9 protein-coding genes are annotated in these 12,625 nt (G+C 66.5%); 8 read left to right on the top strand and 1 reads right to left on the bottom strand.

Features of this window, described 5'->3' with window-relative positions:
- Positions 1-95: 95 nt before the first annotated feature.
- From A9G05_RS01555 to A9G05_RS01535, 5 genes are all read left to right on the top strand, one after another.
- Positions 96-1,115: an iron ABC transporter substrate-binding protein gene (locus tag A9G05_RS01555; RefSeq protein WP_069559306.1), complete on the top strand. Its 1,020-nt coding sequence runs from the start codon at positions 96-98 to the stop codon at positions 1,113-1,115.
- A gap of 98 nt (positions 1,116-1,213) precedes the next feature.
- Complete coding sequence (locus A9G05_RS01550; RefSeq protein WP_371850547.1) at positions 1,214-2,695, top strand: ABC transporter permease; 1,482 nt, start codon at positions 1,214-1,216, stop codon at positions 2,693-2,695.
- Positions 2,696-2,860: 165 nt separating this feature from the next.
- A complete protein-coding gene (locus tag A9G05_RS01545) occupies positions 2,861-4,228 on the top strand; it encodes a multicopper oxidase family protein (RefSeq protein WP_069559304.1) in 1,368 nt (455 codons plus the stop codon).
- Between the two features lie 2 nt (positions 4,229-4,230).
- A complete protein-coding gene (gene tadA / locus A9G05_RS01540) occupies positions 4,231-4,722 on the top strand; it encodes a tRNA adenosine(34) deaminase TadA (protein ID WP_069559303.1) in 492 nt (163 codons plus the stop codon).
- A gap of 237 nt (positions 4,723-4,959) precedes the next feature.
- Positions 4,960-6,216 carry an amino acid permease gene (locus A9G05_RS01535; RefSeq protein ID WP_069559302.1) on the top strand — a complete coding sequence of 419 codons (1,257 nt, stop codon included), beginning with the start codon at positions 4,960-4,962 and terminating at the stop codon, positions 6,214-6,216.
- A gap of 60 nt (positions 6,217-6,276) precedes the next feature.
- Here the strand turns inward: A9G05_RS01535 and mltF are convergent, their stop codons facing one another.
- Positions 6,277-7,737: a membrane-bound lytic murein transglycosylase MltF gene (gene mltF / locus A9G05_RS01530; protein WP_069559301.1), complete on the bottom strand. Its 1,461-nt coding sequence runs from the start codon at positions 7,735-7,737 to the stop codon at positions 6,277-6,279.
- A gap of 211 nt (positions 7,738-7,948) precedes the next feature.
- On the opposite strand from mltF, the gene purL reads away from it, so the two are divergent.
- The 3 genes from purL to A9G05_RS01520 all read left to right on the top strand — a co-directional run bounded on the left by purL (position 7,949) and on the right by A9G05_RS01520 (position 12,614).
- Complete coding sequence (gene purL, locus A9G05_RS01525) at positions 7,949-11,845, top strand: phosphoribosylformylglycinamidine synthase (RefSeq protein ID WP_069559300.1); 3,897 nt, start codon at positions 7,949-7,951, stop codon at positions 11,843-11,845.
- Positions 11,829-12,137, top strand: coding sequence for a CDGSH iron-sulfur domain-containing protein (locus tag A9G05_RS26330; RefSeq protein WP_338135410.1), 309 nt, complete (start codon positions 11,829-11,831; stop codon positions 12,135-12,137). The genes purL and A9G05_RS26330 overlap by 17 nt, the downstream gene beginning before the upstream one ends.
- Positions 12,138-12,296: 159 nt before the next feature.
- Positions 12,297-12,614: a YqfO family protein gene (locus A9G05_RS01520; RefSeq protein ID WP_069559299.1), complete on the top strand. Its 318-nt coding sequence runs from the start codon at positions 12,297-12,299 to the stop codon at positions 12,612-12,614.
- Positions 12,615-12,625: the final 11 nt, after the last annotated feature.

The raw sequence follows: 12,625 nt of genomic DNA, 5'->3' as shown, positions 1-12,625 counted from the left end.
CCTGATGCCTTGTGTCGCAGACATTTCTTGAGAATGAGCAGCAGTTGATCCGTATAATCATTACAGATCATTGCTGAGTTCAGAGGAGTGGTTACATGTCGGTACGTCTCGCAACTGCGTTGGTCCGCGCCTGTGGCGCCGGCCTGCTGTCCCTCGGCCTCCTGCTGCCGCTGGCGGCCCGCGCCGATGACGCAGTGACCCTGACCCTCTACAACGGGCAGCACGAAGCCACCGGCAAGGCCGTGGCCGAGGCCTTCACCAAGGCCACCGGCATCCAGGTGCGCATCCGCAAGGGCGGTGGTGGCCAGTTGGCCAACCAGATCGCCGAGGAAGGCGAACGCTCGCCCGCCGACATCATCTACACCGAGGAAGCACCGCCGCTGATCAAGCTGGCCAACCAGGGCCTGCTGGCCAAGGTGGACGACGCGCTGCTCAAGCAGGTCGAGCCGCAGTACGCCGACCCCGCCGGCCACTGGATCGGCGTCACCTCCCGGGTCCGCGTGCTGGCCTACAACCCGAAGGAGCTGGGCGACCAACCCCTGCCGCAGAGCGTGCTCGACGTCGCCGATCCGGAGTGGAGCGGCAAGATCGCCTTCGTGCCCAGCAGCGGTGAGTTCCTCGGCCAGGTGGCCGCGATCATCAAGCTGCAGGGCCGCGAGAAGGCCGAGGAGTGGCTGACCGGCCTGAAGGCCTTCGGCTCCACCTACACCAACAACGTCATCGCCATGAAGGCGGTGGAGAACGGCGAGGTCGCCGCCGCCCTGATCAACAGCTACTACTGGATGGCGCTGAAGAAGGAGAAGGGTGAGCTGAACAGCAAGCTGCACTACTTCGCCGATGGTGATGCCGGTGGCCTGGCCAGCGTTTCCGGCGTGGCCGTGGTGAAGGCCAGCAAGCACCCGAAGGAGGCCCAGCAGTTCGTCGCCTTCATGCTCAGCGAAGAAGGCCAGAAGGCCATCCTCAGCCAGTCGGCCGAATACCCGGTGAACCCGAAGGTGCCGGCTGATCCGCTGCTCAAGCCCTATGACCAACTGCGCCCGCCGAAACTCAGCGCCTCCGACATCGGCCTGGCCGAGGACGCCCTGGAACTCGAACGCGAGGTCGGGCTGAACTGATGCACGCCGAAGCCGTCGACCCGGCGCTGCCGGACACACCCTCGCTGGTGCCCAGCCGCCGGCGACGCACGCCGCCGATCTGGCTGCAGGTGCCGGTCATGGCGCTGCTGCTGGTAGCGGCCTTGCCGTTGTTCTACGTGGCGGTGCGCAGTTGGGAGTCCGGCTGGCACACCGCCTGGCAACTGCTGTGGCGGCCCTTCGTGTTCCACCTGCTGGGCAACACCCTGAAGCTGATGGTGGCGGTCACCGCCGGCTGCGCACTGCTCGGCCTGGCGCTGGCCTGGTGTGTGGAGCGCAGCGACCTGCGCGGTCGCCGGCAGTGGAATGTGCTGCTCTGCCTGCCGTTCGCCATCCCGGCCTTCGTCGCCGGCTTCAGTTGGATTTCCCTCAGCCCTGCATTCGAGGGGCTGTGGGGCACGGTGCTGGTGATGGTGCTGTCCAAGTACCCGCTGGTGTACCTGCCGGTGATGGCCACTTTGCGCAACCTCGACCCGGCCCTGGAAGAGTCCGCGCGCATGCTCGGTTACACCCGGCGCCAGGTGTTCTGGCGGGTGACCTTGCCGCTGCTGCGCCCGGTGCTGATGGGCACCAGCCTGCTGGTGGCGCTGCACATGCTGGTGGAGTTCGGCGCGCCGTCGATCATGCGCTACCAGACCTTCACCACCGCCATCTATCAACAGTTCGAACTGGAGTTCAGCAACGCCAACGCGGCGATGCTCTCCGCCCTGCTGCTGGCCCTGTGCATGCTGCTGATGGGCCTGGAGCTGCGCCTGCGTGGCCGTGGCCATGCACGCACCGGGCAGGGCGTGGCGCGGCGCATCGCGCCGGTGCGCCTGGGGCACTGGGACTGGCTGGTGCAAGGGGTACTGGTGGCCCTGGTGGTAGTGGGCTCGCTGGTGCCGCTGGTGACCCTGGGCTTCTGGATTCATGAAGGCAGCTCCGCCGCCTTCCCGCTCGGCGACATCCTCCGCACCCTTGGCTCGTCCCTCTATCTTTCCTTCGGCGGGGCGCTGATCAGTTGCCTGCTGGCCCTGCCGGTGTGCCTGGTGGTGGTGCGCTATCACGGGCGCCTGGCACGCCTGGCGGATCGCCTGCCGTACCTGCTGCATGCGCTGCCGGGGCTGGTCATCGCGCTGTCCCTGGTGTTCTTCGCACTGGGCTATGCACCGTCGCTGTACCAGACCACCCTGCTGTTGCTGGTGGCCTACGCCCTGCTGTTCATGCCCATGGCCCAGTCGCCGTTGCGGGTGGCCCTGGAGAAGGCCTCGCCACAGTTGGAGGAAGCCGCCCGGACCCTGGGGCAGACGCCGTTCCTGGCCTTCCTGCGGGTGACCCTGCCGATCATCTTCCCGGCCATTGGTGCCGGCTTCGTGCTGGTGTTCCTCGATTGCATGAAGGAGCTGACCGCCACGCTGATCCTCGGCCCCACCGGGCTGGACACCCTGGCGACCGCCGTGTGGTCCCACACGGCCAACCTGGAATACGCTGCTGCGGCACCCTATGCGGCGCTGATCGTGCTGGTGTCCGGCCTGCCGGTGTACCTGCTCACCACACGCGCCTACCTCGGCCGTCGTGGCTGAGTCCGCTGTGGCATCGCGCCACGGCGGGCTGCCGCCCCGCAAGGGGAGGGCTGTGCGAAAATGCGCGACCTGCGAGCGGCCCCCGGTCGCGATGATGAGGCCGCCAACAGAGTGGCCGCGTAACGCCTGATGGGCCCGATGCCTTACTCACAGGAGCCTGCACCCGTGTCATTCACCCGCAGACAGATTCTCGGTGGCCTCGTCGGCCTCGGCGTGGTCGGCCTTGGTGCCGGTGGCGCCGCCCGCTACTGGCTGGGCCGTTCCCTCGATGCCAAGACCCATGACTATGAACTGATCGCCGCCCCCTTCGACCTCGAACTGGTCCCCGGCCACACCACCCCGGCCTGGGGCTATGGCGGCCAGGCGCCGGGCGTGGAACTGCGCTCGCGCCAGGGCGACTGGCTGCGGGTGCGCTTCATCAACAAGCTGGACGAGCCCACCACCGTTCATTGGCACGGCATCCGCCTGCCGCTGGAGATGGATGGCGTGCCCTATGTGTCGCAGTTGCCGGTGCTGCCGGGCGAGTACTTCGACTACCGCTTCCGCACCGACGACGCCGGCAGCTTCTGGTACCACCCCCACGAGTCCAGTGCGGTGCAGCTTGGGCGCGGGCTGGTGGGGCCGCTGATCGTCGAGGAGCGCGAGCCGTCCGGCTTCCGCCATGAGCGGGTGCTCTCGCTGAAGACCTGGCACGTCGATCCGGAAGGCGCTTTCACCGCCTTCAGCGTGCCCCGAGAGGCCGCGCGCGAAGGCACCCGGGGACGGCTCACCACCATCAACGGCCAGCCCACGCCGACCCTCGACCTGCCAGCCGGGCAGGTGGTTCGTCTGCGCCTGCTGAACCTGGACAGCACCATCACCTACCGGCTCAACCTGCCAGGCGCCGATGCGCGCATCTACGCCCTGGACGGCAACCCCATCGAGCCGCGCCCACTGGGCAAGGAATACTGGCTGGGCCCGGGCATGCGCATCGAGCTGGGCATCAAGGTGCCGGAGGCGGGGCAGGAGCTGTCCATGCGCAACGGGCCGCTGCGTCTGGCCACCCTGCGCAGCGTGCCGAGCACCGAGCCGGCAGGGGAGTGGCCGCCTGCGTTGCCGCCGAACCCGATTCCCGAGCCCGACCTGGCCAAGGCCGAGACGCTGAGCTTCCGCTTCGAGTGGGCCGCCACCCTGGTCAGCGCCGCCGGCAAGCCCAGCAACTACTGGCAGATCAACGGCAAGGCCTGGGACATCAACGACAAGACCTGTGCGGACCGGCCCATCGCCACCTTGAAGAAGGGCGGCCACTACATCTTCGAGCTGCGCAACATGGCCCAGTACCTGCACCCCATCCACTTGCACGGCATGTCGTTCAAGGTGCTGGGCTCGGACCGCAAGTCGATCATCCCGTACTTCACCGACACCTACCTGCTGGGCAAGAACGAGACCGCGCGCATCGCGCTGGTGGCGGATAACCCTGGTGTCTGGATGTTCCACTGCCACGTGATCGACCACATGGAAACCGGCCTGATGGCCGCCATCGAGGTGGCCTGACCGTGCGCCAGCCGATGTTCATCGACCGCAGCCAGGACGAGCGCTTCATGCAGGAGGCGCTGGCCCTGGCCGCCCAGGGTGCGGCCCTGGGCGAGGTGCCCGTGGGCGCGCTGGTGGTGCACGACGGACAGGTGGTGGGGCGCGGCTTCAACTGTCCCATTTCCCGCCACGATCCCAGTGCCCATGCCGAGATGGTGGCGATCCGCGACGCGGCCCAGGCCCTGGAGAACTACCGGCTGGTGGGGGCCACCCTCTACGTCACCCTGGAGCCCTGCAGCATGTGTGCCGGGCTCATCGTCCACTCGCGCATCGCCCGTGTGGTCTACGGTGCCACCGAGCCGAAGGCCGGGGTGGCGATCAGCCGTGGCCGGTTCTTCGAGCAGGCCTTCCTCAATCACCGGGTGCTGGTGGAGGGCGGGGTACTGGGCGAGGCCTGCAGCGAACTGCTGTCCGGTTTCTTCCAGGCCCGTCGCGCCGCCCGTCGGGAGAGCTGAGGCCCTGCGACCAAGGTCGCAGGCTGCCGGTCTTGTCCTACAGAAATGCTGTGGTAAGGTGCGCGGCCGCCAGAAATGGCGTCCTAGAGCGGTTCTTCCTTGAGCCGGCTGGATGTTGCATTGCCAGGAGGCGCCCGCAGTCCCGTTGTCCCGCAGTGCCCGTTTCGACGATGACGCAAGGCCGTGGCAGTTCGGCGTGGCCCTCCTGATCCGTTGAATGATGTCGAGGGTGCTGTGATGAGTGAAACGCAAGTGCGGTCCCACCTCGGGGTGGCGGAAAAGGGGGCGGTGGATGCCTCCGGGCTGGAGGTCAAGCGTCTGACCTTCCTGGAGGCGGTGGCCATGATCGTGGGCACCAACATCGGCGCTGGCGTTCTGTCCATGGCCTACGCCAGTCGCAAGGCCGGATTCATGCCGCTGCTCATATGGCTGGCAGTGGCCGGTGTGTTCACCACTATCTCCATGCTCTACGTCTCCGAAACGGCCCTGCGCACCCGTACCCACAGCCAGTTGAGCGGCCTGGCTCAGCGCTACGTGGGCTCCTTCGGTTCCTGGGCGATCTTCCTGTCGGTGGCGGTCAACAGCATCGGCGCACTGATCGCCTACATGAGCGGCAGCGGCAAGATCCTCGCGGCTTTCCTCGGCATCAGCCCGGCAGTGGGCAGCCTGGTGTTCTTCATCCCGGCCGCGCTCGTGCTCTATCTGGGCCTGGGTGCCATCGGCAAGGGTGAGAAGTTCATCAGCATCGGTATGCTCAGCATGATCGTGCTGCTGGTGATAGCGACGCTGCTCAACGAGCACACCGACGTGGCGCGCCTGCTGGAAGGTGACTGGGTCTACATGGTGCCGGTGTTCAACATCGCCGTGTTCTGCTTCTCCGCGCAGTACATCGTTCCGGAGATGGCCCGTGGCTTCAGCCACGCGCCAGAGCAACTGCCCAAGGCGGTGATCACCGGCATGGTGCTGACCTTCTGCCTGCTGGCCATCGTGCCGATGTCGGTGATCGCCCTGACCGGCCTGGACGGTCAGACCGAGGTGGCCACCCTGGCCTGGGGCGAGGCGCTGGGCCAGTGGGCGTTCTACACCGCCAACACCTTCGCCCTGTGCGCCATGCTCACCTCCTACTGGGGCCTGGGCGGCAGCTTCCTGACCAACATCTTCGACAAGTTCCATGCCCTCGGCTCCGAGTCCCGGCCCAAGACCCGCCTGGTGGTGCTGGGCATCGTCTGCGTGCCGCCCTTCGTGCTCGCCTACAGCGGCATGGTCGGCTTCGTGAACGCCCTGTACTTCGCCGGTGCCTTCAGTGGCGTGATCCTCTCGATCATGCCGATCCTGATGCTGCGCGCGGCCCGCCGCCAGGGCGACCTGCAGCCGGCCTGGTCCTGTGGCTGGATCGCCCACCCGGCCATCCAGGTGGTGATCGTGATGATCTACCTGGCCAGCGCGGCTTATGCGATCTGCAGCGCGCTGAACCTGTTGCCTTCGGGTTGGTAAGCGCCCAGGTACGAAAAAGCCCGCGGTGATGCGGGCTTTTTCGTGGGGGCTGTTCGAGCTTCAGAGCTTCTCGTTGGCGCCGTCGGCCGGTGGCGTCTTGTCGATGCCCGGTACGTGGAGGCTGCCCGCGGCCACTTCGGTGCCTTCCATCTGCGGCTGGGTCACCCAGGTGAGGATGTCGTAGTAGCGGCGGATGTTCTGCACGAAATGCACCGTCTCGCCACCCCGGGCGTAGCCGTAACGGGTCTTGCGGTACCACTGCTTCTGCGAGAGGCGTGGCAGCATCTGCTTCACGTCGAGCCACTTGTTCGGGTTCAGGCCCTCGGCTTCCGCCAGCTTGCGAGCGTCGCCCAGGTGGGCGATGCCGATGTTGTAGGCGGCCAGGGCGAACCAGGTGCGATCCGGCTCCTTGAGGTCATCCGAGAGGCCGGCCTTGATCATGGCGAAGTACTTGCTGCCGCCGCCGATGCTCTGGCGGGCGTCCAGCCGATTGGACACGCCCATGGCCTTGGCGGTGTCCTGGGTCAGCATCATCAGTCCGCGCACGCCGGTCTTGGAGGTGGCGGTGGGCTGCCAGAGCGACTCCTGGTAGCCGATGGCGGCCAGCAGCCGCCAGTCCACCTGGTGGCTCTGGGAGGCTTGGCGGAAATGCTGTTCGTACTTGGGCAGGCGTTGCTGCAGGTGTTTGGCGAAGGTGTAGGCGCCGACGTAGCCGAGGACGTCGACATGACCGTAGTAACGATCCTTCAGGCGCTGCAGGGTGCCGTTCTGCTTGGCCTTGTCGAGGAAATCGTTGACCTGGTCGAGCAGGCTGCTGTCCTCGCCGGGGGCGACCGCCCAGGCCAGGTTGCTGGCATCGCTCAGGTCGAAGGCGACGCGCACGTTGGGGAAGTAGACCTGGTTCATGGCCAGTTCGTTGGAGTCCACCAGGGTCAGGTCGATCTGGCCTTCGTCCACCATGCGCAGCAGGTCGACGATCTCGACTTCGTCGGACTCCTCGTAGTTCAGCGCCGGGTACTGGGCCTTGAGGGCGGCGAGTTGCTCGGCATGACTGCTGCCCTTGAGCACCAGGATGCGCTGGCCCACCAGATCTTCCGGGCGGGTAGGGCGGCGTGCGCCATTGCGGTAGATGACCTGAGGGGTGACTTCCAGATACGGGTGGGAAAAGCGCACCTGGCGCTGGCGGGCATCGCTGGCCACCAAACCGGCTGCGGCCAGGACCGGCCCCTTGACCTGGCCGAGGCGGCCGAAGAGGTCGTCGATGTTGTCGGCGGTCTCGATTTCCAGGCGCACACCCAGGTCGTCGGCGAAGCGCTTGACCAGTTCGTACTCGAAACCGGTTTCCCCGTTGCGGTCCTGGAAATAGGTGGCCGGGCTGTTGCGGGTGACCACGCGTAGAACGCCCTCCTCCTGGATGCGCTCGAGGGTATTGGGCTGTTTGCAGCCGCCGAGCAACAGGAGGATTCCGGTCGCCATCAGCCACAGGGCACGGCGCGTGCGGAACACGGGTGGGGTGAACATCGGCGCAGTATACGCAAACGCCGTTTCTTGCCATATCTCGACAGCAAGATTCTTCTCTGCTAGCCGAAACGGCTTGAGGCGGCGTGGGACGGGGAATACAGCGTCCTCAGAACCTGCTGTCGTCCCGCTTCGTCGAAGATGCCGAAAAGAGGTCCTTTAGGCTAGAATGCACGGCCTCCCAGTACACCCCTTCCCAGAGGCTGTCCCGACGATGTTGATCCTGCGCGGTGCCCCCGCCCTTTCCGCCTTCCGTCACGGCAAACTGCTCGAGCAACTGATCCAGAAGGTACCCGCCGTCTCCGGTCTGTACGCCGAGTTCGCCCACTTTGCCGAAGTCACCGGCGTGCTCGACGCCGATGAGGAGAAGGTGCTGGCACGGCTGCTCCAGTACGGGCCGAGTGTGCCGGTACAGGAGCCTGCGGGACGCCTGTTCCTGGTGGTCCCGCGTTTCGGCACCATCTCGCCCTGGTCCAGCAAGGCCACCGACATCGCCCGCAACTGCGGCTTGGCGAAGATCCAGCGCATCGAGCGCGGCATCGCCTACTACATCGCCGGTCAGCTCTCGGACGCCGATGCTCAGGTGATCGCCAGTGTCCTGCACGACCGCATGACCCAGCTGGTGCTGGGCGAGCTGGAAGCCGCGTCCGCCCTGTTCAGCCATGCCGAGCCCAAGCCGCTCACCGTGGTGGACGTTCTCGGGGGCGGTCGCGCCGCACTGGAGAAGGCCAACGTCGAGCTGGGCCTGGCCCTGGCCGATGACGAGATCGACTACCTGGTGAAGAGCTTCAACGAGATGGGGCGCAACCCCCATGACGTCGAGCTGATGATGTTCGCCCAGGCCAACTCCGAGCACTGCCGCCACAAGATCTTCAACGCCAGTTGGGACATTGATGGCCAGGCGCAGGAGAAGAGCCTGTTCGGCATGATCAAGAACACCTACGAGATGAACCGCGAAGGCGTGCTGTCTGCCTACAAGGACAACGCGTCGGTCATCGAGGGCTTCACCGCCGGGCGTTTCTTCCCCAACCCGGCCACCCGCCAGTACGGCGCGACCGAAGAGCCCGTGCACATCCTGATGAAGGTGGAGACCCATAACCACCCGACCGCCATCGCCCCGTTCCCCGGCGCCTCCACTGGCTCCGGCGGCGAGATCCGCGACGAGGGCGCCACCGGCCGCGGTGCCAAGCCCAAGGCCGGCCTGACCGGCTTCACCGTTTCCAACCTGCAGATCCCCGGCTTCGAACAGCCCTGGGAGAAGCCCTACGGCAAGCCCGAGCGCATCGTCACCGCGCTGGACATCATGATCGAAGGCCCGCTGGGCGGTGCTGCGTTCAACAACGAGTTCGGCCGCCCTGCGCTGAACGGCTACTTCCGCACCTTCGAGCAGGCGGTCCAGTCGCCCCGTGGCGAAGAAGTGCGTGGCTACCACAAGCCGATCATGCTCGCTGGCGGCATGGGCAACATCCGCGCGGACCATGTGCAGAAGGCCGAAATTTCCATCGGCGCCAAGCTGATCGTCCTCGGTGGCCCGGCCATGCTCATCGGCCTGGGTGGTGGCGCCGCGTCCTCCATGGCCACGGGCGCCAGCTCCGCCGACCTGGACTTCGCCTCCGTGCAGCGCGACAACCCCGAGATGGAGCGTCGCTGCCAGGAAGTGATCGACCGCTGCTGGCAGCTGGGCGCCGAGAACCCCATCAAGTTCATCCACGACGTGGGTGCCGGCGGCATCTCCAACGCCCTGCCGGAGCTGATCAACGACGGCGGCCGCGGTGGTCGCTTCGAACTGCGCGCCGTGCCCAACGACGAGCCGGGCATGAGCCCGCTGGAAATCTGGTGCAACGAGTCCCAGGAGCGCTATGTGCTCTCGGTTGACGCCGCTGACTTCGAGCGCTTCAAGGCCATCTGTGAACGCGAGCGCTGCCCCTTCGCGGTGGTCGGCGAGGCCATCGAAGAGCCGCACCTCACTGTGGCCGACAGCCACTTCGGCAACAAGCCGGTGGACATGCCGCTCAACGTGCTGCTGGGCAAGCCGCCGCGCATGCACCGCAGCGTCACCCGTGAAGCCGAGCAGGGCGATGATTTCGACGCCACCACCGTTGCGCTGGAAGACGCCGTGTCCCGCGTGCTGCGCCACCCGGCCGTGGCCAGCAAGAGCTTCCTGATCACCATCGGCGACCGCACCATCACCGGCCTTGTGGCTCGCGACCAGATGGTCGGCCCCTGGCAGGTGCCGGTGGCCGACTGTGCCGTGACCGCCACCAGCTTCGACGTCTACACCGGCGAAGCCATGGCCATGGGCGAGCGCACCCCGCTGGCCCTGCTGGACGCCCCGGCGTCCGGCCGCATGGCTGTCGGCGAGGCCATCACCAACCTGGCGGCAGCGCGCATCGAGAAGCTTTCCGACATCAAGCTGTCCGCCAACTGGATGGCCGCTGCCGGCCACCCAGGCGAAGACGCCCGTCTGTACGACACGGTCAAGGCCGTGGGCATGGAGCTGTGCCCGGCGCTGGGCATCACCATCCCGGTGGGCAAGGACTCCATGTCCATGAAGACCCGCTGGCAGGACGAGGGTGTGGACAAGTCCGTCACCTCGCCGCTGTCCCTGGTCATCTCCGGCTTCGCTCCGGTGCAAGACGTGCGCCGCACCCTGACCCCGCAACTGCGCCTGGACAAGGGTGACACCGACCTGATCCTCATCGACCTGGGTCGTGGCCAGAACCGCATGGGTGGCTCGATCCTCGCCCAGACCTACGCCAAGCTCGGCCAGGCCGCACCGGACGTGGATGATGCCGAGGACCTGAAGGCCTTCTTCGCAGTGATCCAGGGCCTGAACCAGGACGGCCTGCTGCTGGCCTACCACGACCGCTCCGACGGTGGCCTGATGACCACCGTGCTGGAAATGGCCTTCGCCGGCCATTGCGGCCTGGACCTGCAACTGGACGCCCTCGCCGATGCTGCCGCCGAGCTGCCGGCCGTGCTGTTCAACGAGGAGCTGGGTGCCGTCATCCAGGTCCAGCAGGGCGCCACCGCCGAGGTGCTGGCCCAGTTCAGCGCCGCCGGCCTGGGCGACTGCGTGGCGGTGATCGGCCGTCCGCTCAACAGTGCCAGCGTTGCCATCGCCTTCAATGGCGAGGCGGTCTTCACCGGCGAGCGCCGCATGCTGCAGCGCCAGTGGGCCGAGACCAGCTACCAGATCCAGCGCCTGCGCGACAACGCCGTGTGTGCCGACCAGGAGTTCGACGTTCTCCTCGACGAAGAGAACCCGGGCCTGAGCGCCAAGCTGTCCTTCGACGTCAACCAGGACATCGCCGCGCCCTACATCAAGAAGGGTGTGCGTCCCCAGGTGGCGATCCTGCGCGAGCAGGGCGTCAACGGCCAGGTGGAGATGGCGGCGGCGTTCGACCGCGCCGGCTTCTCGGCCATCGACGTGCACATGAGCGACATCCTCGCCGGTCGCATCAGCCTGGAAGACTTCAAGGGCCTGGTGGCCTGCGGTGGCTTCTCCTACGGCGACGTGCTCGGCGCTGGCGAGGGCTGGGCCAAGTCCATCCTCTTCAACGCCCGTGCACGCGATGGCTTCCAGGCCTTCTTCGAGCGCAAGGACAGCTTCGCCCTGGGCGTGTGCAACGGTTGCCAGATGATGTCCAACCTGCACGAGCTGATCCCCGGCACCGAGTTCTGGCCGCACTTCGTGCGCAACCGCTCGGAGCAGTTCGAGGCGCGCGTCGCCATGGTGCAGGTGCAGGAGTCGGCCTCGATCTTCCTGCGCGGCATGGCCGGTTCGCGCATGCCCATCGCCATCGCCCACGGTGAAGGCCATGCCGAGTTCGAGAGCGAGGAAGCCCTGCTGGAAGCAGACCTGTCCGGTTGCGTGTCCCTGCGCTTCGTCGACAACCACGGCAAGGTCACCGAGAGCTACCCGGCCAACCCCAACGGTTCGCCCCGTGGCATCACCGGCCTCACCAGCCGCGATGGCCGCGTGACCATCATGATGCCGCACCCGGAGCGCGTGTTCCGCGCCGTGCAGAACTCCTGGCGCCCCGACGAGTGGCAGGAAGACGCCGGCTGGATGCGCATGTTCCGCAACGCGCGTGTCTGGGTCGACTGACGACCCTGCCGGTCCTCCTCTCCCGGCTCCGGGGGAGGAGGGCGGGCTGCCTGAAGTGCGCCAGGTCGAGCCTGGCGTGCGCCTCCTGCTCTGCCGCTGTGGGCATTCGCCCCGGCTTCCCGACTGCCCTCTCGATTGTCGACAAGGGCTCGCCTTCCAGGCCGAACGTCCCCGTATCCTGCTGCTCTGTCGTTGTGGTCGATCCCGTCGCCTGCCCTGGTGTGATGGCAGCCATGCGCCCGAAACCGTCGGTTTCAAGGCGCGTTGGCGGCGCTTCTGGACCGGTGGGTGACCCGTCGTTTTTCTCCAGCCCTGGCTGAACACGGCGTGTTTCCGCCAGTCGAATGGCGGGTCGATCCAGCGGTTTCATAAAGTCTTGGCGGACGGTCAGTGTTCGGTGGCATCATCCTGCCATCATCGTCCAGCCGGTTATTTCCTGACGGAGCTATTGATGTACAAGCTGTGCTTCTACGTGCCGGAATCCCATGCCGAACCCGTCAAGCAGGCGGTCTTCGCAGCGGGTGGTGGGCGCATTGGCGCCTATGACAGTTGCTGCTGGCAGTCCCTAGGCCAGGGACAGTTCAGGCCCCTTGACGGTGCTGATCCATTCATCGGCCAGGTGGGGCAGGTCGAGCACCTGCCCGAGTGGAAGGTGGAGATGGTGGTGGCCGATGAGCTGATCCACGACGCTGTGCGGGCTTTGAAGAAGGCCCATCCCTACGAGACCCCGGCCTTCGAGGTGTGGCGGTTGTCGGACCTGGTGTTCTGAGTTGATCAGCC

This window comes from Pseudomonas sp. ENNP23, assembly GCF_001728945.1.
Taxonomy (GTDB): domain Bacteria; phylum Pseudomonadota; class Gammaproteobacteria; order Pseudomonadales; family Pseudomonadaceae; genus Metapseudomonas; species Metapseudomonas otitidis.
The sequence above is the reverse complement of the archived record's forward strand: the minus strand, read 5'-3'. Positions and strand labels throughout refer to the sequence as shown.